Below are 21859 nucleotides of genomic sequence, written 5' to 3' on the forward strand. Positions count from 1 at the left end.
AAAAGGATTCCGGTATGGATAAGCAGTGTCCGCTGCTGACGGTAGACAAGCTGTCAGTATCATTCACCATGGAGACAGGCATCGTTGATGCGGTAAAGCAAATCAGCTTTAGTGTGGACAAAGGCCAGACTCTGGCACTGGTGGGGGAGTCGGGTTCAGGTAAATCCGTCACTTCTGGCGCTGTCATGGGGCTGCTGCCGAAAAATGCCTGGGTCGATCCCGACAGCCAGATTCATTTTCAGGGAACCGATTTATTATCGCTGCCGGAAAACGTGTTGCGGGGCTACCGAGGTGGTAAGATAGCAATGATCTTCCAGGAGCCTATGACTTCGCTCAATCCCTATATGCCAATTGGGGAGCAAGTGGCTGAAGCGATTCGCTGCCACCGCGATGTCACGCGAAAAGAGGCGATGGAAGAAACGCTGGTGCTCTTTGAGCGGGTACAGCTTCCTGAGCCGCGCAAGCGACTTCGTCACTATCCTCATGAGTTCTCCGGCGGGCAGCTACAGCGGATCATGATTGCCATGGCGTTGGCGAATAAGCCTGACCTGCTGATTGCGGATGAGCCGACCACAGCGCTGGATGTCACAGTGCAGGCAGAAGTGCTGTCGTTACTTAAAGAGATCCAGGCTGAGATGGGGATGGCAATTCTGTTTATTACCCATGACCTTGGTGTGGTGCGCCATTTTGCCGATGATGTGGTGGTGATGTGTAAAGGCGAAGTGGTTGAGGCCGGTCATGTTGACAAGGTCTTTCATGCGCCAGAGCACCCGTACACCAAAATGCTGCTTGACGCTGAGCCTAAGCCGGGCGAGGTGAGCGATAAGCATCACGCCCCCGTTATCCTGGACGCCCAGGATATCAAAGTCAGCTATGTGCTGAAGTCAAACTGGCTGGGCCAGCCGATCGAACACCTGGATGCGGTGAAGGGCATCAGTCTGACATTACGGCAGGGAGAAACGCTGGGAATTGTTGGTGAATCCGGTTCGGGAAAATCCACTCTCGGCCGCGCTCTGATGCAATTGCTGCCGTTTAGTGGTGCTGTCAGCTTTGATGGCAGGAAACTGGGCGAGATGACGGCCAGAGAGCGTTTTGAACTCAAGCGTCACATGCAGATGGTCTTTCAGGACCCCTATGGTTCACTGTCACCCCGGATGACCATCGGTGAGATCATCACTGAACCTCTGACTGTTTTTACCCAAATGACAAAAAGTGAGCGCATCCAGAAGGCGCGAAAAGCACTGGACGAGGTGCGCATGGATCCCGCCAGTATCAACCGCTATCCGCATGAGTTTTCCGGCGGTCAGCGACAGCGGATTGCGATTGCCCGCGCCTTGGTCTCTGAGCCTAAGTTTATTCTGCTGGATGAACCGACATCGGCGTTAGACCGCTCGGTACAGCTCACTGTGCTGGAGTTGCTCAAAGACATTCAGCGTCGCCATAACATTGGTTATGTCTTTATCAGCCATGATCTGGCCGTTGTGCGTGCCATTTCAGACCATGTGATGGTGATGCAGCGTGGTGAGGTGGTCGAGCAGGGTACGCCTGAGCAGATTTTTGACCATCCGCAGCAGGCGTATACCCAACGTCTGATCAGCGCCTGTATGTTGGTGGAAGTCGCTGCCTGACAGGATGAGCGATGATACTAGTCGCTGACTATAGAGCGTATATTGCCATCGGCCAGCGTGGTTTGCAGTGTATCACCGGTGTTAACCTGGCTGGCACTGCGGATCACCTGGCCGTTCTCGTCGCGGGTAATCGAATAACCCCGGGCCAGTGTTGCCAGCGGGCTGACGGCATCGAGTTTTTCAGTCGCCAGAGCCAGCTGGTGGCTGGCTTTAACGAGCCTGCGGTCCATGGCATCGAGTAAACGACGCTGGTTGGTGGCCAGCTGAGTACCTAACCTTTCCAGCTGATGGGCCGGTGAATGCAGCATCAGTTTATAGTCACTGCGATGCAGGTGTTGCTGACGGTCTGACACCTGCTTGCGCATCGCCCGTTCCAGACGGCTTCTCAGCTCATCCAGGCGCTGGCTTTGCTGGTTAAGTTGTACTTGCGGATGCTGGCGATCCAGCCTGTGTTGCCAGCGAACGAGCTGGCTTTGCCTGACGGACAGATAGTGCCGCATTGCATGCCGCAGTTGTTGCTGGTGCTGATGGATTTTCTGCATCTGTGCGCTGAGATCGCGGCTGACCAGTTCGGCGGCGGCGGAAGGTGTGGGTGCCCGCATGTCGGCGACAAAGTCTGCGATCGTCACATCCACTTCATGACCGACCGCACTGATAATGGGGATCTGGCTGGCTGCGATGGTGCGGGCCACAATTTCCTCGTTAAAGGCCCATAAATCTTCCAGTGAGCCGCCGCCACGTCCCACAATCAGCACATCACATTCCAGGCGTGTGTTGGCTCGGCCTATGGCCTGCGCAATCGAGATAGCGGCGCCTTCACCCTGTACCATAGTGGGGTAGATAACGACAGGTAAACTGGGATCCCGGCGCTTGAGCACCTGGAGAATATCGTGCAGGGCAGCCCCGGTTTTTGAGGTGATAATGCCCACCCGTTTAGGTTGCTCAGGCAGCGTTTTTTTCAGTGTCTGGGCAAACAATCCTTCTGCTGCCAGCTGCATTTTCAGTTTTTCGAACTGCTGCTGCAGACGGCCATCCCCTTCGGGCTGCATGCTGTCGATAATCAGCTGATAATCGCCCCGTGGCTCGTAGAGCGACAGCCGCGCTTTCACTAACACCTGGTTGCCGTTCGCCGGGCGAAAGGTGACACGCTGGTTGTTGCCCCGGAACATGGCGCATTTAACCTGTGCCCGGGCGTCTTTCAGGGTGAAATACCAGTGACCGGACACCGGCGCTGAAAAGTTAGACAATTCACCGACCAGCCAGACAACCCCCATTTCATTCTCAAGCAAAAGGCGAACCTGAGCATTCAGACTGGACACTGTATAGATACGCGAATTCTGGGATGAGGCAGTACTGTAAAGACTCACGACAAGGAAACCTGTGGTTGCAGGAAATTAGTTCTGAAGAGGATGGTGCACGATTTTGATAGCAGTATCAAATGAATGTAGCCGCAAGGAAGGCTGAAAAGCGTACAGGCGCAGAGAGGCCCTGAACTACGGCCCGCAGCTTGGTCACTTAAACCGGAATATATTACGTATCAACGGAAAAGTGTCAATAAAAAAGATTTAATTTTTTCTAGCCAAACGTTTGCTTCGTACGTATAATTTGTTCGCAATATTTTATCCCTTCTTTAAAACCTTACATGGTGTGAGATATTGCGATGTTACGTATCAAACAAGAAGCTTTGACCTTTGATGATGTCCTGCTAGTTCCGGCACATTCGACTGTTCTTCCTAACACTGCCGATCTGCGCACCCGTCTGACCAAGACCATTACTCTGAATATCCCTATGGTATCTGCCTCCATGGATACAGTAACGGAAGGCCGACTGGCAATTGCGTTGGCCCAGGAAGGGGGAATTGGCTTTATTCACAAGAATATGTCAATTGAGCAACAGGCACGTGAAGTGCGCATGGTGAAGAAATTTGAAGCCGGTGTCGTGCAGGAGCCGGTGACGGTGAAGCCTTACCAAACCATTTCTGATGTGAAACGTCTGACGGAAGAAAACGGCTTTGCCGGTTTCCCTGTTGTAGATGACAACCACGCGCTGGTGGGTATCATTACCGGCCGTGATATCCGTTTCGTGACCGACCTGACACAGAAAGTAGAAAGCGTGATGACCTCGAAAGAGCGTCTTGCTTCTGTGACGGAAGGTGCGTCCCGTGAAGAAGTCGAAGCCGTGATGCAAGCGCATCGCGTCGAGAAAGTACTGGTGGTGAATGACCAGTTCCAGCTTAAAGGCATGATCACTGCCAAAGACTTCCAGAAAGCCGAGCGTAAGCCGAATGCCTGCAAAGATGAGCAGGGTCGTCTGCGTGTGGGTGCTGCCGTTGGCGCAGGTGCCGGTAACGAAGAGCGCGTGAAAGCGCTGGTAGAAGCTGGTGTCGATGTGCTGCTGATTGACTCGTCTCACGGTCACTCTGAAGGTGTACTGCAGCGTATCCGCGAAACCCGTGCGGCTTTCCCTGAGCTGCCGATTGTCGGCGGTAACGTGGCGACGGCAGAAGGTGCGCGTGCCTTGATCGAAGCCGGTGTCAGTGCAGTGAAAGTGGGTATTGGCCCGGGTTCAATCTGTACAACCCGTATCGTGACCGGCGTGGGTGTACCTCAAATTACGGCGATTGCTGATGCAGCGGCTGTCGCTAATGAATATGATATCCCTGTGATTGCCGACGGCGGTATCCGTTTCTCCGGTGACATGTGTAAAGCCATTGCGGCGGGCGCATCCTGCGTTATGGTCGGCTCTATGTTTGCCGGTACCGATGAAGCGCCGGGTGAAGTCGAGTTGTATCAGGGGCGTGCCTACAAGTCATACCGTGGTATGGGCTCTCTGGGTGCGATGTCTAAAGGGTCTTCTGACCGTTACTTCCAGACAGACAATGCGGCTGACAAACTGGTACCTGAAGGTATTGAAGGGCGTGTCGCTTATAAAGGCCACCTGAAAGAAATCGTACACCAGCAAATGGGCGGCCTGCGCTCAAGCATGGGCCTGACCGGCTCACCAACGATTGAAGACCTGCGCACCAAAGCGGAATTTGTCCGTATCTCCGGTGCGGGTATGCAAGAGTCGCACGTTCACGATGTGACTATCACCAAAGAAGCGCCTAACTACCGTATGGGCTCATAACACACGGACTGGACCGGTTGCTGAGGCAGCCGGTCTGCGTTAATCCGACGATTTTTCCTGGGGTGGTGAGCCGCCCCTTTTGATTGCAATTGATATTTGAGACTGCCCGAATGACCACAAATATTCATGATCAACGTATTCTTATCCTGGACTTTGGTTCCCAATACACACAGCTGATCGCACGTCGTATCCGTGAAATCGGCGTGTACTGCGAACTGTGGAGCTGGGATGTGGAAGAGGCGGATATCCGCGATTTCAATCCTAACGGTATTATCCTGTCTGGTGGTCCGGAGAGTGTCGCGGCAGAGAATTCACCTCGCGCCCCTCAGTATGTTTTTGAAGCTGGTGTGCCTGTTCTGGGTGTGTGTTACGGCATGCAGACCATGGCTGAGCAACTGGGCGGAAAAGTGGCCGGTTCCCACGTGCGTGAGTTTGGTTATGCGCAGGTTGAAGTGATTGAGCCAACGGCGCTGCTGAAAAATATTGAAGACGCTGTGGCAGAAGACGGTAACGCCCTGCTGGACGTCTGGATGAGCCACGGTGACAAAGTAGTCGAAATCCCTGCTGATTTCGTGAAAGTCGCCGCCACTGAGACCTGCCCGTACGCCGCGATGGCGAACGAAGAGAAACACTTCTACGGTGTGCAGTTCCACCCGGAAGTGACTCATACCCGTCAGGGTCTGCGTCTGCTGGAAAACTTTGTTCTCAACATCTGTGGCTGTGAGAAGCTGTGGACGCCATCTACCATCATTGAGGATGCCATTGCCCGCATCAAGGATCAGGTAGGTGACGATGAAGTGATTCTGGGCCTGTCCGGCGGTGTTGATTCATCGGTTGTGGCTATGTTGATCCACCGTGCTATCGGCGACAAGCTGACCTGTGTGTTTGTTGATAACGGTCTGCTGCGTCTGAACGAAGGTGAGCAGGTGATGGAAATGTTCGGCGATCATTTTGGTCTGAACATTGTGCATGTCAAAGCAGAACAGCGTTTCCTGTCGGCTCTGGCCGGTGAAGCGGATCCGGAAGCCAAGCGTAAGATCATCGGTCACGTGTTCGTTGATGTGTTCGATGAAGAATCGAAGAAGCTGCAAAACGCCAAGTGGCTGGCTCAGGGCACTATCTACCCTGATGTGATCGAATCTGCGGCGTCTAAAACCGGCAAAGCACATGTCATCAAGTCGCACCACAACGTAGGTGGCCTGCCGGAAGATATGGCTATGGGTCTGGTTGAGCCGCTCAAAGAGCTGTTCAAAGACGAAGTGCGTAAGATTGGTCTGGAACTGGGTCTGCCGTACAACATGCTGTACCGTCACCCGTTCCCTGGACCAGGTCTGGGTGTGCGTGTGCTGGGCGAAGTGAAGAAAGAATACTGTGACCTGCTGCGCCGTGCGGATGCCATCTTCATTGAAGAACTGCATAAAGCCGACCTGTACAACAAGGTTTCTCAGGCCTTCACTGTCTTCCTGCCGGTTCGTTCTGTCGGTGTAATGGGCGATGGCCGTAAGTACGACTGGGTGGTATCGCTGCGCGCGGTAGAAACCATCGACTTCATGACAGCCCACTGGGCACACCTGCCATACGACTTCCTGGGTAAGGTATCCAACCGCATCATCAACGAAGTGGACGGTATCTCCCGCGTGGTTTACGACATCTCCGGTAAACCACCAGCGACGATTGAGTGGGAATAATTTCCTTATTCAAATACAGTCATAATTATTGAAGAAAGGCGCCTGCAAGGCGCCTTTTTCTTTTTCCTGTCATCAGGAATACCTTAAGACTTATTGCGGTTTAACAAACTTTAAATAAATCACCGTTTGGTTATTTATTCTAATTATTTGATTTTTTGTCTTATCTTTATGCTTCTATATTAATCATTAATGGTTTTACTGACTTGCATTGATGGGGTAGTCTTTAGCGATTTTTATACTCATTCGATTTAATAAGGAAGTACGACTATGAGTGAAGCCTTGAGTCCTGGCCAAAAATCGCGGGGCATTATCGCGTTCATTGAACGCGCCGGGCAGAAAATCCCCGATCCTGTGGTGATTTTCATGTTCTTGTTCGCCGTTGTGCTGGTGCTGACCAGCCTGATTGGCGGTATGCAGTTTGACGTGATGGGGGCTGACGGCGGTGCAGTCACACACAGTATTAAGAATATGCTGGATACTGAGCATGTCCGTTGGCTGTTCGATAATGCATTGCTGCAGAACTGGCTGGCGTTTGGGCGCGGTGTGCTGGGCGTGATTCTGATTGTGATGCTGGCGGTGGGCATTGCAGAACATTCCGGATTACTGGCCGCGCTGATAAAGAAAGTCGGCCTGCACATCAGTGATCGCTGGCTGCCTTATATGGTCGTGTTCCTGGGCATCATGTCATCCGTTGCCAGCGATGCCGGTTATCTGGTGCTGATCCCGCTGGCTGGCCTTTTGTATGCCGGGTTGGGCAAGAACCCTTTGATTGGCATGGCTGCAGCATTTGCCGGTGTGTCGGCGGGTTTTAGTGCGAACCTGATCCCAGCGACGCCTTCTGATGTCATCCTGGGTGTCAATGCCCGTATTTTTGCCGAATCGCAGGGTGTGCCATTTACCACGGCCAGCGGTGAGCCACTTAACCCTGCCACCATGCATTATTACTTTATCGTTGTCTCGACGATTATGCTGACCCTGGTTGGCGCCTGGGTGACCAAACGTTTTGTGGCCCCGCGCTTGTCTGCCATGAGCTATGAGCTGCCGGATGATCTCAAACTGGATGATTTCAAACTGACGGCGCAAGAGCAAAAAGGGTTGCGGATGGCGGGATTGGGGCTGCTTGCGGCTCTGCTGGGTATTTATCTGCTGGCGACAGGCCCGCTGGCTCCCTATACCAATGCTGCTGGCCAGCAAGTTACGCCATATCTGGACAATGTCATTCTGCTGATTTCGTTTGTGTTTGTTGTGGTGGGCCTTTGTTATGGGGTGACTACCCGCAAGTTCACATCGCTGCAGGATGTGGTCAAAGCCATGGTCAAGCAAATGAATACCATGGGCTATATTCTGGTGCTGACTTTCTTCTGCTATAACTTTTTGGCTATGCTCAGTTACTCCGGCCTTGGCACTTACGTGACCTATCTGGGCGCGACCTTCTTAGGCTCGCTGGGACTGCAGTCATTCCCGGTTGCGCTGATTATCGGTTTTATCCTGACCACGGCTTTCATCAACCTGTTTGTGGGCGGCATGACGTCGAAATGGATGCTGTTGGGGCCGATCTTTGTGCCCATGCTGTATCAGGTGAACCCGAATATAACCCCTGATTTGGTGACCGCCGCTTACCGTGTTGCCGATTCTTCAACCAATATCATTACCCCTATGATGACCTATGCCGGTGTTGTGCTGGCCTTTATGCGCAAATATAAACCTGAACTGAAATTCGGGGATGTGATTAGCATGATGGTGCCTTACTCGGCGGCTTTCCTGCTGATGTGGACAGTTGTGCTGGTGATCTTCTTTGCCTTCGGTCTGCCCCTGGGTTTCTGATCAGGCCTAAGTGCCAGTCAGATACTACAGCGCCCGGTACCTGCCGGGCGCTGTGCGATAAAACATTTGTTGTCACTGACATTGTCCAGCTTCATGCCATGGTCCCGGTTCAGTAGTGAATCACAGAACGTATACTCTTACCCTGATGCATCAGTTCAAAGGCCTGGTTGATATCATCCAGCGGCATGGTATGTGTGATGAAATCGTGCAGCTGAAATTCACCCTGAAGGTAACGCTCCACGATATCGGGCAATTGGGTACGGCCTTTAACGCCGCCAAAGGCGGTGCCGCGCCAGACCCGTCCAGTGACCAGCTGAAATGGCCGGGTGGAGATTTCCTGACCCGCACCGGCAACGCCTATGATAACCGACTCTCCCCAGCCCTTGTGGCAGCACTCCAGTGCTGAGCGCATGACGTTGACATTGCCGATACACTCAAAAGAAAAATCGACGCCGCCATCTGTCATGTCAATGATGACCTCCTGGATAGGCTTGTCGTGATCCTTGGGATTCACACAGTCGGTGGCGCCCAGCTTTTTAGCCAGAGCGAACTTATGGTCATTGATATCAATACCAATAATGCGGGATGCCCCGGCCATGGTGGCGCCTATGATGGCGGACAGGCCAATGCCACCTAAGCCGAAAATGGCGACTGTATTGCCTTTATGCACTTTCGCTGTATTGAGCACGGCCCCCATTCCGGTTGTGACCCCGCAGCCGAGCAGGCAGATTTCTTCCAGCGGGGCGGCCGGATTCACTTTCGCCACTGAAATTTCAGGCAGCACAGTGTATTCAGAGAAGGTTGAGCAGCCCATGTAGTGATAAATCGGCTCGCCATTGAGGGAGAAACGTGTGGTGCCGTCCGGCATCAGCCCTCTGCCCTGGGTGTCGCGAATTTTCTGACACAGATTGGTTTTGCCCGACAGACAGAATTTACATTCTCCGCATTCCGGGGTGTAGAGAGGAATAACATGGTCGCCCACTTGTACTGTGGTGACCCCGGCACCGATTTTCTCAACAATGCCGCCCCCTTCGTGGCCGAGAATGGCGGGGAAGATCCCTTCCGGATCCTCTCCCGACAGGGTAAACGCATCGGTATGGCAGACGCCTGAGGCGACGATACGCACCAGTACCTCACCGGCTTTGGGGAGCTGGACATCGACGTCTTCTATGGTCAGGGGCTGATTCGGTCCCCAGGCAATGGCGGCCCGGGATTTAATAGTGTCCATGATGGTGGTCTCTCAGCAGCGGTAACTATTCATATAAAGTAGGAGAGATTTAGCCATTGTGCCCACTGCGGGGCGGGTCGCTGTCATCATGACGCTTAGGCACTGGAGAGGAGGCGGCGCTTGGCTTATAATCCTCCGCCCAAACCTTGTGAGATCAGAGACACCGTGGTGAGTGACATCAACAGTCAGGATGAATTTTTTATGCGGCGTGCCATTGAACTGGCAAGCCTGGCTGAAGCCGAAGGTGAAGTTCCTGTCGGCGCCGTTGCTGTACTCAATGGCCGGGTGATCGGTGAAGGCTGGAACCGTTCCATCGGTCAGCATGATGCCACGGCACACGCAGAAATCATGGCGTTGCGTCAGGCCGGAAAAGTATGCAGCAATTACCGCCTGCTGGATGTGGTGCTGTATGTCACGCTGGAGCCTTGCCCTATGTGCGCAGCGGCCATGGTGCACAGCCGCATCGGCCGGGTCGTTTTCGGCGCGCCGGATCCGAAAACCGGGGCCGCGGGCAGTGTGATGAACCTGCTCAGTTATTCAGGGGTGAATCACCATGTGGCGTTTCAGGGCGGGGTGCTGGATGCTGAGTGTCGCCAGCAGCTGCAGGCCTTTTTTAAACGCCGCCGTGCCGAGAAAAAAGCCCTGAGGCAGTAGGCCGATCAGGCCCCTGCAACTCAGGACAGCCACAAAAAAGACCCATAAAAAACGGGTGACAAAGCCTGCCACCCGTTTACTTCGTTCTGTCACTCCCTGTTACGGCAGTGGCGCGCCTTTCCCCGAAAGATCTGCCGCTGAAAGGATCAGCGGCTCACGCTTTTGTTAGCTTTGGTTTTATCCAGCACCTCATCCAGCGTCTGTTCGGCGGTGTCGCTAACTGTATTATTTGCGTTGCCTTCCTGCTCGGCCGGGGTAATTGTCTGCCAGTCATCAACCAGACGGATCCCTTCGCTGTTCACCGGCTGACTGTGCGCCTGTTCGTAGCCTATGATGCTCTGATAGTAGCGACGGATGTTTTCCACATACAGCAGCGCTTCATCGCCACGGGCATATCCATAGCGGGTTTGCCGGTAGTATTTACGTTGCCGTAGCAGCGGCAGCCGCTGTTTGACATCACTCCAGGCATCCGGGTTGCCGCCTTGCTTTTTGGTCAGGCGGCGGGCATCCATCATATGGCCGAAGCCGACATTATAAGAGGCCAGGGCAAACCACACCTTTTCATGCTCTTCAATGCTGTCGGGCACGCGGGCGACCATCTTTCTCAGGTAATCCGTACCGCCGCGGATACTCTGCTCCGGATCCAACCGGTTCTGGACCCCGACGGATTTGGCCGTTGGCAGTGTCAGCATCATCATGCCGCGCACCCCTGTGGGCGAAACGGCTCTGGGGTTCCAGTGCGATTCCTGATAAGACAGGGCTGCCAGCAATCGCCAGTCAAATTCGCTGGCGTACTTCTTAAATGTGCCTTCCCAGCGAGGGAGCTTGGTTTCCAGCGCCCTTAAAAAGGCGCGCGTATCGACATAATCGAACTGATCAACATGGCCGAAATACTTTTCTTCCAGCTTGGCGAGTTCACCGCTTTGTTTCAGTTCACCGAAAAACTCAATCAGCAGCGCATAAAGGCTATCGTCATTGCTCTGTTCCATGAACCAGCCTATGGGCTCGTCATCTGTCAGCTCAAGGGCCACAGCAATATCGGGGTGGATACGCTGGCTGAGGGCGACATCAACCGAGTCTGCGACGGTATAGTCCAGCTCACCGGCGGCGACCTGGCGCAGCAGCTCCTCGCTGTCAATTTCATCAATGGTCTGCCACACCAGGGTCGGGTGGTCTTTCTTGACAACATCCAGCGTTTTCTCATGACTGGAGTCGCGAACGACGGTCAGAGACCCCTTGTTCTGAGACAGATCGGCAAGATCACGCGGCCGCCATTGACCCTTCTTGTAAACCAGGATCTGGCTGGCATAGTAATAGGCCGGCGCAGCCCGGAACATGCGTACACGCTCCGGCGTCATGGTCAGGCCGGCAGCAAGCAGATCGACATCACCCCGTTTCAATGCCGGAAACAGGCCGGATAAGGAGAACAAAGGCTGCATTTCCAGCTTTACCCCCAGTTTGTCTGCGAAGCGCTGCGCAAGGTCATAATCCAGCCCGGTAGGGCCGTCCGGACCTATATAGTAGGAAATCTGGTTATTCAGCGTGCCAATGCGCAAAACGCCACTGTCGCGTATCCGTTCCAGCTCAGTGCGGGTGTCGCTTTCCCACTGACAGCCAGATAATGTCAATGCTGTCAGTAGTATGGCGACAAAGGCGCGGAGATTAGTGGCAAAAACTACTCGTCTCAATAATGCATGCTCATTTATTTATTCAGTCGTTCTTTATACCAAAGGTCGCATTCAGGACAAAGCCGACCCCCTTTGATCTTATCCGGCGGTCTGGATTTAGGTGAAAAAATGTCCGATTTTGGGCTGGTAGTCAAAGATCGCTGTGGATATCAGCCGGATTGAAAAAAAATAGCGCAAACGGTTGCGTCAGGTGTTACGTCACACTGTGTTTTCCCTTATACTATCGCCCATCGTAATTTTTCCTCCCGGACAAGTGAGAAAAAAGGGCGCTGAACAAGGTGACATTGACGTGATTCCCGGCTGGGGAGCAGGCCAATATCACCTTCATTCAACTGCTAATCGAGAGTCGTACGCACATGGAAATTTTGCGTGGTTCACCCGCACTGTCTGAGTTTCGTGTCAACAAGCTGCTAGCGCGTTGCCAAGAGTCCGGTCTGCCTGTCACCGGCATCTACGCCGAATACATGCACTTTGCTGAGCTGGCATCGCCGCTTAACAGCGAAGCGCTGGGTACGCTGACCAGCCTGCTCACCTATGGCCCTACGATTGCCGAACATGAACCTACGGGTAGCTTGTTCCTGGTCACTCCGCGTCCCGGCACCATTTCTCCCTGGTCTTCCAAAGCAACAGATATCGCCCATAACTGCGGTCTGGAGCAAATCAAACGCCTTGAGCGCGGCACGGCATATTATGTCGAAACCGACGCAGCGCTGAGCCAAGACCAGCTGTCTGTGCTTAAAGGGCTGCTGCATGATCGTATGATGGAAGTCGTCTTTGACGATGTTGCTCAGGCTGAAGCCCTGTTCCGTCATGCCGAACCGGCACCGCTGCAGAGCGTGGATATCCTGGCCGGCGGTCGCCGCGCGCTGGAAGACGCCAATATCGCACTGGGCCTGGCACTGGCCGAGGACGAAATTGATTATCTGGTTGAGAACTTTACCAAGCTGGGTCGCAACCCGAACGACATTGAGCTGATGATGTTTGCCCAGGCAAACTCTGAGCACTGCCGTCATAAAATCTTTAACGCTGACTGGACTATCGACGGTGTCGATCAGGAAAAGTCACTGTTCAAGATGATCAAAAATACCTATGAGCAGAACAGCGAGTATGTGCTGTCGGCCTATAAAGATAACGCCGCTGTGATGACCGGCTCTGAGGTAGGGCGTTTCTTCCCGGATGCGGAAAACCGCCAGTACAACTACCATCAGGAAGCGGCGCACATCCTGATGAAAGTGGAAACCCACAACCACCCGACGGCGATTTCACCCTGGCCGGGTGCATCGACCGGTTCAGGCGGTGAAATTCGTGATGAAGGCGCAACAGGGATCGGCGGTAAACCCAAAGCCGGCCTGGTGGGCTTTACTGTCTCTAACCTGCGTGTGCCGGGTTTTGAGCAGCCATGGGAAACGGATTTTGGTAAGCCTGGCCGTATCGTGACTGCGCTGGATATCATGCTGGAAGGCCCGCTCGGTGGCGCGGCATTCAACAATGAGTTCGGCCGTCCTAACCTGCTGGGTTACTTCCGGACGTATGAAGAAAAAGTCACTTCCCACAATGGCGAAGAAATTCGCGGTTACCACAAGCCGATTATGATTGCTGGTGGTATGGGTAACATCCGTGAAGATCATGTTCAGAAGAAAGAAATTCCGGTTGGTGCCAAGCTGATCGTGCTGGGTGGCCCGGCAATGAATATCGGTCTGGGCGGCGGCGCGGCATCTTCCATGGCATCCGGCCAGTCGGCGGAAAATCTGGATTTTGCCTCGGTACAGCGTGAAAACCCGGAAATGGAACGCCGTTGTCAGGAAGTGATCGACCGTTGCTGGCAGCTGGGTGATGACAACCCGATTGCCTTTATCCACGATGTCGGCGCGGGCGGTATCTCCAATGCCTTGCCTGAGCTGGTGAACGATGGCGAGCGCGGCGGTAAGTTCCAGCTGCGTGATGTTCCTAACGACGAACCAGGCATGAGCCCGCTGGAAATCTGGTGTAATGAATCCCAGGAGCGTTACGTTATGGCGGTTGCCCCTGAGCATATGGCTGTCTTTGATGCTATCTGTCAGCGTGAGCGTGCACCGTATGCTGTGGTGGGCGAAGCAACGGAAGAGCGTCATCTGACGCTGGATGACAGTCATTTTGATAACACGCCAATCGACATGCCGCTGGACATTCTGCTGGGCAAGCCACCTAAAATGCACCGTGATGTGACCACACAGAAGGTGCAGGGCAGTGCGATTAACCGTGCCGGGATTGAACTGGCAGAAGCGAGCCATCGCGTATTGCGTCTGCCAGCCGTTGCCGAGAAAACCTTCCTGATCACCATTGGCGATCGCACGGTGACCGGTCTGGTTGCCCGTGATCAGATGGTCGGTCCCTGGCAGGTGCCGGTTGCCAACTGTGCGGTCACCGCAGCCAGTTATGACACCTACCATGGCGAAGCCATGTCTATGGGTGAGCGTACCCCTGTGGCGCTGCTGGACTTTGCCGCTTCTTCCCGCCTGGCTGTCGGTGAAGCGCTCACTAACATTGCCAGTGCCGATATCGGCGATCTGAAGCGGATTAAACTGTCGGCCAACTGGATGTCACCAGCCGGTCACCCGGGTGAAGATGCCGGTCTGTACGAAGCCGTTAAAGCGGTGGGCGAGGAGTTGTGTCCGGCGCTGGGCCTGACCATTCCGGTGGGTAAAGACTCCATGTCGATGAAGACCAAGTGGCAGGAGAACGGCGAAGAGAAAGAAGTTACTTCTCCGCTGTCTCTGGTGATCACGGCCTTTGGTCGCGTGGAAGATGTGCGTAAAACCGTAACCCCACAGCTGCGTACCGACCAAGGCGACTCCAGCCTGATCCTGATCGATCTCGGCTGCGGTAAGAACCGTCTGGGTGCGACAGCACTGGCGCAGGTCTACAAACAACTGGGTGATAAGCCTGCGGACGTTGACAGCCCTGAACTGCTGAAAGGTTTCTTCCACGCAGTACAAAAGCTGGTGCGGGACGAAAAACTGCTGGCGTACCATGACCGTGGCGACGGCGGCCTGTATGTGACGCTGGCTGAAATGGCTTTTGCCGGTCATACCGGTGTTGAAGTGGATATCAACACCACAGACGGCGACAGTTGTGACGATGTACTGGCTATGCTGTTCAACGAAGAGCTGGGGGCAGTCCTGCAAGTGCGGACTGATGATCTGGCACTGGTTGAAAACGAGCTGGCGAAGTACGGTCTGGCATCGTGCAGCCATGTGATAGGGACTGTGGTTGACGAAGACGCAGTCCGTATCTGGAACGGGAACGATCTGGTGCTGGATCAAAACCGCACTGAGCTGCGCGCTATCTGGGCGGAAACCACCTATCAGATGCAGGCGATGCGTGATAATCCTGCTGGCGCTGTGCAGGAATTTGAGGCTAAGAAAGACAGCCAGGATCCGGGTCTGAGTGCTTCGCTGAGCTTTGATATCAACGAAGATGTGGCCGCGCCATTTATCGCTACCGGTGCCCGTCCTAAGATGGCCATTCTGCGTGAGCAGGGTGTGAACTCCCACGTTGAGATGGCAGCAGCCTTCGATCGTGCTGGTTTCGATGCCCGCGATGTTCACATGAGTGACATTCTGTCCGGGCGTGTGGAACTGGATGGCTTTAATGGTCTGGTGGCCTGTGGCGGTTTCTCGTACGGTGACGTACTGGGTGCCGGTGAAGGCTGGGCCAAGTCTGTGCTGTTTAATAACATGGCCCGTGATCAGTTTGAGCGTTTCTTCCACCGTGACAGCACCTTCGCATTGGGCGTGTGTAACGGTTGTCAGATGATGTCTAATCTGCGCGACCTGATCCCGGGAGCTGAGCTGTGGCCGCGTTTCGTGCGCAATGAGTCGGAGCGTTTTGAAGCCCGTTTCAGCCTGGTAGAAGTGCAGCAGAGCGATTCACTGTTCCTGAACGGCATGGCCGGTTCGCGTATGCCAATTGCAGTGTCGCACGGTGAAGGTCGCGTGGAAGTGCGTAATGCTGAGCATCTGTCGGCCATTGAGCAGTCAGGAACGGTTGCGCTGCGTTTCCTTGATAACTACGGCAATGTCACGCAGAACTATCCGGCCAACCCGAATGGTTCCCCTAACGGCATTACCGGCCTGACAACCCAGGATGGCCGGGTGACTATCATGATGCCTCACCCGGAGCGTGTGTTCCGTACTGTGGCTAACTCCTGGCATCCTGATGACTGGAACGAAAACAGCCCTTGGATGCGTATGTTCCGTAATGCGCGCGTCAATCTGGGCTAATCTTTCGCAGCCTGATGTCTGACTGGCTGATGATAGGAAAACCGCTGCATTTCGCAGCGGTTTTTTTCTGCGCTGACAGCAGGCGCCGGCGAATCAGAAAATGGTGTAAGTTTATAGGGAGCCGTTGAGTTTTCTATGAAAAATCTGTGATAATGGGGCCTTTCCGGCGTCGAAAACGGTCCCTGTTTAATCGACCCCCGCTGAGCAAAGGATATTGTGATATGAAAAAAATCGAAGCCATTATAAAGCCATTCAAGTTGGATGATGTGCGTGAGGCCCTGGCAGAGGTGGGGATCACGGGTATGACAGTATCCGAAGTGAAAGGTTTCGGTCGTCAGAAAGGCCATACTGAACTGTACCGCGGTGCGGAATACATGGTGGATTTTCTGCCTAAAGTGAAACTGGAAATCGTGGTGACCGATGATGTGGCCGAGCAATGTGTCGACACCATCATCGAAACGGCCCAAACCGGTAAGATCGGCGACGGTAAAATTTTCATGTTTGATATTGAACGTGTTGTCCGTATCCGTACCGGTGAAGAAGACGAAGACGCGATCTGATTGCTCTGTAACGAATTGTTTTCGCAAACATTATGCTACTCCTTGCAGCCTCGGCCTTGTGCCGGGGCTGTGCTTTATGGAGCCATCTCTGATTCTCGATCTGATTATTTAATATCCAGTTTTCCCTGCCGCATTGATGCCTTAGCCAATCTGATTTTGCCTGTTTGCTGACGTTGCCTGTATCTGACGTTGAAAACAGTCTGATCATCCTTCTGTTTCAGTGTCTTCAAGGAGAGTCATCATGAAGCACGTGTCTTTGTCCACTTGCGGCGGGCTTGCCATTTCGGTGCTGACGACGGCAGTCGCGGTACTGATCGCATCGCCACTACTGACAAATAACCTGAGTGTTAACCCTAACGGATTTATCGCTGCCGCTATCAAAGAGCACCGGGAGATCCTGTCACTCTGGCCCTTGCTGGCGGCGGCCGCTGTGCTGGTTCAGGGCGTGAGCCTCTGGCTACTGACAAGAAGCCCGCTCACCGGCAAATGCCTGAGTTTGCTGACAACCTTCGTTCTGTTTCCCTTTGGCCTGTACTTCCATATTTGTTATCTGGCAGATTGTAAGCGCTGGGAGCTGCGGCTGTTGCAGGAAGTCAAACCCGAGCTGAAACCTGAGTATCCGCAGTTTGGTTTTTGCGATGAAGACCCGTTAGCTTTCGGTCTGTGCGGCATAGGTATCCTGACCATGATAGTCGGTACTCCCTTTGGCGGACTGGCTGTAGTGGCGGGCGTGGTGATTTTTGTCCGCAACCTGGCCGGTAAAAAGAAAACCGCCCTGATGGTGACCCCTCAGGCATTATTTATTACGCCTAACCCCTGGCTGGGCTGCTATCGGGTGCCTTATACCCAGGTGTCTGCCGTGGCGGTTGTTAAAAACCAGCTTAGAATTCAGATCGATATTGACGCCGGTAAGACAATTACGGTGCCGGTGAACATCAATGTGCTGGACCGGGATTTACGCCGCCAGGCGAGGGGAATATTACTCGATAAACTGGCCCATGCCGGACTGTTGCATGAGCCAGTTGCCGTGTGATCAGTCTGCGGTTTTAGCCATGGCCTTGCCGTCGTTGTAGCGGCCAGGTTTGTGGTTCATGGCCAGTACCAGATTGAGCATCACGGCACCGAGCAGTGACAGCATCAGAATGGTGGGTGTCATCAGGACATAGGAACAGAGCAGAATACTGATATCGATACCCATCTGAAGCTTACCGGCTGACACCCCGAATTTCTCCTGCAGATACAGCACCAGTACGTTAAATCCGCCCAGACTGGTGTTATGCCTGAACAGGATCAGCATACCCAGTCCCATCAGCATCCCTCCCATCACGGCGCAGTACACAGGATCAAACTGACTGATCTCAACAAAGTGATGCAGGTTATCTGTAATCACAGACACTAATGCGCCGCAGCAAATACTGGACAGTGCGAAACGGCGGTTCATCCGGCACCAGGCCATGATGTAAAACGGAATGTTCATAACGAAATACAGCTGGCCGAAACTGAAATCAACAAAATGGGTAAGCAAAAGTGCTAAGCCAGTTGTACCACCTGTCAGTAAGTGGGCTTGCTGTAAGAAAAAAACGCCTTGCGCGACGATGAATGTACCAGTAAGAATAGCGATTAGGTTTTCTTTGCGAGAGTGACCGCGGTGTTTCAATCTGTACCTCCAAAATGGTTCCTTTACAGCCTGCCAGTCGGGGTGGCCTTGATGCTGAAAGGTAATGCGCGCGATATGATATAGAGTGAAAATAAAAAAAGAATAGTGTGATCTAACTTAAAGAAAAACCACTCGTAATGAATTCTTTACTGTTTTGTAAATCATTATTTTCGCTTCATGGTTGCAATCACGGTTTCTCTGTCATGTTTTTAATGGAAACCGGTAACAACGTGAAATAAATTCATCTTCCAGATGAAAAAAACGAACAAAAAAACCGGTTAAAAAACCAGAAAAGGGCTACCTGTAGAGAAGCAAATTCGCTAAAATGCGGCTTAATCTTCCGGTGTGACGAAAACGTTTGCGTCGCCGTGGTTACTGGGGTTGTGTTTTTTGTCTGAATGAGGAAAAATGCCAATTATCCCGCGTTGACCTAAGTGTCTGGCCTTGTCTGATACTTAGGTCAACGAATTTGAGAACTATCTGAGTCAGGAGAGACTGATGCTAAAGCGTGACATGAATATTGCTGATTATGACGCAGAACTATTTGCGGCCATCCAGGAAGAGACTGCCCGTCAGGAAGAGCACATTGAGCTGATTGCTTCTGAAAACTACACCAGCCCGCGTGTAATGGAAGCACAGGGTTCACAGCTGACCAACAAGTATGCAGAAGGCTACCCGGGCAAGCGCTATTACGGCGGCTGCGAGTATGTTGATAAAGCCGAGCAACTGGCTATTGACCGTGCCTGCCAGCTGTTTGGTGCCGAATATGCCAACGTTCAGCCGCATTCAGGCTCTCAGGCCAACAGCGCTGTATACATGGCACTGCTCAATGCCGGCGATACCGTTCTGGGCATGAGCCTGGCACACGGCGGTCACCTGACGCACGGTTCACCGGTTAACTTTTCCGGTAAGCTATACAACGTGATTCCTTACGGCATTGATGAAGCCGGCCAGATCGACTACGCAGAAGTTGAAGCGCTGGCACTGGAACACAAGCCGAAAATGATCATCGGTGGTTTCTCCGCTTACTCGCAAATCGTTGACTGGAAGCGGATGCGTGAAATCGCAGACAAAGCCGGCGCTTATTTCTTCGTGGATATGGCGCACGTAGCCGGTCTGATTGCAGCAGGTGTTTACCCTAACCCTGTGCCGCATGCGCACGTGGTCACCACCACAACCCACAAAACACTGGCCGGTCCTCGCGGCGGTTTGATCCTGTCAAACGCGGGTGAAGATCTGTATAAGAAACTGAACTCTGCGGTATTCCCTGGTGGTCAGGGTGGCCCTCTGATGCATGTGATTGCAGCCAAAGCCGTGGCGTTCAAAGAGGCGATGGAGCCAGAGTTCCAGGCGTATCAGCAACGTGTGGTGGATAACGCGAAAGCCATGGTCAGCCAGTTCCTGGAGCGCGGTTACAAAATCGTTTCCGGTGGCACCGAAAACCACCTGTTCCTGGTTGATCTGATTGACAAGAACATCACAGGTAAAGACGCCGATGCAGCACTGGGTGCGGCCAACATTACGGTCAACAAGAACAGTGTTCCGAACGACCCGCGCAGCCCGTTTGTGACTTCCGGTATCCGTATCGGTACACCAGCAATTACCCGCCGTGGCTTCAACACCGAAGATGCCAAAGAACTGGCGAACTGGATTTGCGATGTGCTGGACAATATCGATAACCCAGCGGTTATCGAAGCGACCAAAGCCAAAGTGCTGGAAATCTGCCAGCGCCTGCCGGTTTACGCATAAGCCGGCACAATGGGTGTCACTAAACACCATTAAAGACCGATCCGCTCTTGGGTCTATCTTGTTCAACGGCATCCCTGGGATGCCGTTTTTGTTGATAAAAATAATGGGCTAAGTCCTCGCATAGCGGTTGATTTGGGGTACACTGAGGCGACGAAATTGAGGAGGCAAGATGCATTGTCCGTTTTGTGGTGCCAATGACACCAAAGTAATCGATTCCCGTCTGGTCGCTGATGGACATCAGGTTCGCCGACGTCGTCAGTGTCTGGCGTGCAGTGAACGTTATACAACGTTCGAAACCGCGGAACTGGTGATGCCGCATGTCATCAAAACCAATGGCAGCCGCGAGCCGTTTAACGAAGAGAAACTGCGCGGCGGTATAGAACGTGCGCTTGAAAAGCGGCCTGTCAGCGCTGATGACATTGAACGCGCCATCAACACTATCAAATCTCGTCTGCGTGCAACGGGTGAGCGGGAAGTAAAATCAGATATGATTGGTAATCTGGTCATGGATGCCCTGATTGAGCTTGATAAAGTGGCTTACATCCGGTTTGCCTCTGTCTACCGTTCATTTGACGATCTCCGCGAGTTTGGCGAAGCCATAGCTAAACTGGAAAAATAAACCAAGATGTTTACGCCTACTGATCACGCCATGATGCGCCGAGCCGTTAGCCTTGCCCGGCGTGGCCGTTTCACGACCGCCCCGAATCCGAATGTGGGCTGCGTCATCGCCAAAGATAACGACATTATTGGCGAAGGTTATCATTACCGCGCGGGCCAGCCGCACGCCGAAGTGTTTGCATTACGTGCCGCTGGCGAGCAGGCCAAAGGGGCGACGGCCTATGTCACCCTAGAGCCTTGTTCCCATTACGGCCGTACACCGCCCTGTGCCGAAGCCCTGATAGCAGCGGGCGTTTCCCGGGTTGTCTGCGCCATGGTTGACCCTAATCCGAAGGTGGCGGGACGCGGTGTTGAGATGCTCAAACAGGCGGGCATTGCCGTTGAGACGGGTCTGCTTGAAGCCGATGCACTGTCATTGAATCCCGGTTTTATCAAGCGAATGAAAACCGGCCTGCCTTATGTTCAGCTAAAACTGGCGGCCAGCCTGGATGGTAAAACCGCGCTGGCAAACAGTGTCAGCCAGTGGATAACCGGCCCTCAGGCCCGTGCCGATGTTCAGCGTTTTCGCGCCCAGGCGGGTGCGATTCTGTCAACCAGCGCAACGGTACTCGCCGATGACCCGTCCTTGAATGTGCGCTGGCAGGAATTAGGGGCAGCCGTCCAGTCTGACTATCCGGAATCTGAGGTACGCCAGCCGGTACGGGTGATTACTGACAGCCAGAACCGCTTGTTGCCGTCACAGCGTTTATTCGCGTTACCGGGAAAAGTGCTGCTGGCCAGAACACAAACTGATGAAGCACTATGGCCGGAACAGGTGCGGCAATTACTGGTGCCTGCTCAGCCGGACGGTCAGCTAGACTTAACAGCACTGATGAAAGCGCTGGCAGCGGAAGATATTAACCATATTTGGGTAGAGGCAGGTGCGAGTCTGGCCGGGGCCCTGCTCAATGCCGGGCTGGTGGACGAATTCATTCTTTATCAGGCACCCAAACTCATGGGCAGCCATGGTCGCAGCCTGATAGATCTGACACAATTCACGGCTATGTCTCAGGTACCGGATGTGACGCTGAGCGATGTGCGCATGGTTGGTGCCGATATTCGGATCCGTGGCACTATAGCTCACCCTGCGTAACAGAATACGTCTGTGTATGGCATCGACAGGTGCCGGGTAAGGAA

At 53.5% G+C, this 21859-nt stretch carries 15 protein-coding genes; 11 read left to right on the forward strand and 4 right to left on the reverse strand.

Annotated features, from left to right (window positions below):
* The first annotated feature begins 14 nt into the window (after positions 1 to 14).
* Positions 15 to 1628, forward strand: coding sequence for an ABC transporter ATP-binding protein (locus L6J37_RS02035; protein WP_192016997.1), 1614 nt, complete (start codon positions 15 to 17; stop codon positions 1626 to 1628).
* 17 nt (positions 1629 to 1645) lie between these two features.
* Here the strand turns inward: L6J37_RS02035 and xseA are convergent, their stop codons facing one another.
* Positions 1646 to 2995 (reverse strand): exodeoxyribonuclease VII large subunit, encoded by a 1350-nt coding sequence (gene xseA / locus L6J37_RS02040; protein ID WP_192016998.1) that lies wholly within the window; start codon positions 2993 to 2995, stop codon positions 1646 to 1648.
* A 293-nt stretch (positions 2996 to 3288) separates the two neighbouring features.
* On the opposite strand from xseA, the gene guaB reads away from it, so the two are divergent.
* The 3 genes from guaB to L6J37_RS02055 all read left to right on the forward strand — a co-directional run bounded on the left by guaB (position 3289) and on the right by L6J37_RS02055 (position 8267).
* A complete protein-coding gene (gene guaB / locus L6J37_RS02045; protein ID WP_192016999.1) occupies positions 3289 to 4755 on the forward strand; it encodes an IMP dehydrogenase in 1467 nt (488 codons plus the stop codon).
* A gap of 110 nt (positions 4756 to 4865) precedes the next feature.
* Positions 4866 to 6443, forward strand: a complete 1578-nt coding sequence (gene guaA, locus L6J37_RS02050; RefSeq protein ID WP_192017000.1) for a glutamine-hydrolyzing GMP synthase — start codon at positions 4866 to 4868, stop codon at positions 6441 to 6443.
* Positions 6444 to 6710: 267 nt separating this feature from the next.
* Positions 6711 to 8267, forward strand: a complete 1557-nt coding sequence (locus L6J37_RS02055; protein WP_237793948.1) for an AbgT family transporter — start codon at positions 6711 to 6713, stop codon at positions 8265 to 8267.
* Between the two features lie 109 nt (positions 8268 to 8376).
* Here the strand turns inward: L6J37_RS02055 and L6J37_RS02060 are convergent, their stop codons facing one another.
* Positions 8377 to 9495 carry an S-(hydroxymethyl)glutathione dehydrogenase/class III alcohol dehydrogenase gene (locus L6J37_RS02060; RefSeq protein ID WP_269093318.1) on the reverse strand — a complete coding sequence of 373 codons (1119 nt, stop codon included), beginning with the start codon at positions 9493 to 9495 and terminating at the stop codon, positions 8377 to 8379.
* 168 nt (positions 9496 to 9663) lie between these two features.
* Between L6J37_RS02060 and tadA the strand changes: the two genes are divergently transcribed.
* Positions 9664 to 10149: a tRNA adenosine(34) deaminase TadA gene (gene tadA, locus L6J37_RS02065; RefSeq protein ID WP_330872733.1), complete on the forward strand. Its 486-nt coding sequence runs from the start codon at positions 9664 to 9666 to the stop codon at positions 10147 to 10149.
* Between the two features lie 146 nt (positions 10150 to 10295).
* Here tadA and mltF read toward each other — a convergent pair whose 3' ends face one another.
* Complete coding sequence (mltF, locus tag L6J37_RS02070; protein ID WP_269093320.1) at positions 10296 to 11837, reverse strand: membrane-bound lytic murein transglycosylase MltF; 1542 nt, start codon at positions 11835 to 11837, stop codon at positions 10296 to 10298.
* A gap of 356 nt (positions 11838 to 12193) precedes the next feature.
* Here mltF and purL point away from each other — a divergent pair, with 356 nt between their 5' ends.
* The 3 genes from purL to L6J37_RS02085 all read left to right on the forward strand — a co-directional run bounded on the left by purL (position 12194) and on the right by L6J37_RS02085 (position 17692).
* Positions 12194 to 16099: a phosphoribosylformylglycinamidine synthase gene (gene purL / locus L6J37_RS02075; RefSeq protein ID WP_237793949.1), complete on the forward strand. Its 3906-nt coding sequence runs from the start codon at positions 12194 to 12196 to the stop codon at positions 16097 to 16099.
* Positions 16100 to 16320: 221 nt separating this feature from the next.
* Positions 16321 to 16659, forward strand: a complete 339-nt coding sequence (glnB, locus tag L6J37_RS02080) for a nitrogen regulatory protein P-II (RefSeq protein ID WP_027252937.1) — start codon at positions 16321 to 16323, stop codon at positions 16657 to 16659.
* A gap of 241 nt (positions 16660 to 16900) precedes the next feature.
* On the forward strand, positions 16901 to 17692 hold the full coding sequence (locus L6J37_RS02085; protein ID WP_237793950.1) for a hypothetical protein: 792 nt from the start codon (positions 16901 to 16903) through the stop codon (positions 17690 to 17692).
* Here the strand turns inward: L6J37_RS02085 and L6J37_RS02090 are convergent, their stop codons facing one another.
* The gene (locus tag L6J37_RS02090; RefSeq protein ID WP_192017005.1) at positions 17693 to 18316 is read right to left on the reverse strand and encodes a YitT family protein; all 624 of its coding nucleotides are present in this window, start codon (positions 18314 to 18316) and stop codon (positions 17693 to 17695) included.
* Between the two features lie 498 nt (positions 18317 to 18814).
* On the opposite strand from L6J37_RS02090, the gene glyA reads away from it, so the two are divergent.
* From glyA to ribD, 3 genes are all read left to right on the forward strand, one after another.
* The gene (gene glyA / locus L6J37_RS02095; RefSeq protein ID WP_192017006.1) at positions 18815 to 20065 is read left to right on the forward strand and encodes a serine hydroxymethyltransferase; all 1251 of its coding nucleotides are present in this window, start codon (positions 18815 to 18817) and stop codon (positions 20063 to 20065) included.
* Between the two features lie 169 nt (positions 20066 to 20234).
* Positions 20235 to 20684, forward strand: a complete 450-nt coding sequence (gene nrdR, locus L6J37_RS02100; protein WP_027252933.1) for a transcriptional regulator NrdR — start codon at positions 20235 to 20237, stop codon at positions 20682 to 20684.
* A 6-nt stretch (positions 20685 to 20690) separates the two neighbouring features.
* Entirely contained in the window at positions 20691 to 21815 is a 1125-nt protein-coding gene (ribD, locus tag L6J37_RS02105; RefSeq protein ID WP_237793951.1) for a bifunctional diaminohydroxyphosphoribosylaminopyrimidine deaminase/5-amino-6-(5-phosphoribosylamino)uracil reductase RibD, read from the forward strand.
* Positions 21816 to 21859: the final 44 nt, after the last annotated feature.

This window comes from Photobacterium sp. WH77 (genome assembly GCF_022014395.1).
GTDB lineage: Bacteria > Pseudomonadota > Gammaproteobacteria > Enterobacterales > Vibrionaceae > Photobacterium > Photobacterium arenosum.

Coding starts and splice junctions, on each gene's coding strand:
- L6J37_RS02055 (WP_237793948.1), top strand. CDS start 6,711: ATGAGTGAAGCCTTGAGTCCTGGCCAAAAATCGCGGGGCATTATCGCG.
- guaA (WP_192017000.1), top strand. CDS start 4,866: ATGACCACAAATATTCATGATCAACGTATTCTTATCCTGGACTTTGGT.
- guaB (WP_192016999.1), top strand. CDS start 3,289: ATGTTACGTATCAAACAAGAAGCTTTGACCTTTGATGATGTCCTGCTA.
- ribD (WP_237793951.1), top strand. CDS start 20,691: ATGTTTACGCCTACTGATCACGCCATGATGCGCCGAGCCGTTAGCCTT.
- L6J37_RS02085 (WP_237793950.1), top strand. CDS start 16,901: ATGAAGCACGTGTCTTTGTCCACTTGCGGCGGGCTTGCCATTTCGGTG.
- L6J37_RS02060 (WP_269093318.1), bottom strand. CDS start 9,495: ATGGACACTATTAAATCCCGGGCCGCCATTGCCTGGGGACCGAATCAG.
- nrdR (WP_027252933.1), top strand. CDS start 20,235: ATGCATTGTCCGTTTTGTGGTGCCAATGACACCAAAGTAATCGATTCC.
- L6J37_RS02035 (WP_192016997.1), top strand. CDS start 15: ATGGATAAGCAGTGTCCGCTGCTGACGGTAGACAAGCTGTCAGTATCA.
- purL (WP_237793949.1), top strand. CDS start 12,194: ATGGAAATTTTGCGTGGTTCACCCGCACTGTCTGAGTTTCGTGTCAAC.
- glyA (WP_192017006.1), top strand. CDS start 18,815: ATGCTAAAGCGTGACATGAATATTGCTGATTATGACGCAGAACTATTT.
- glnB (WP_027252937.1), top strand. CDS start 16,321: ATGAAAAAAATCGAAGCCATTATAAAGCCATTCAAGTTGGATGATGTG.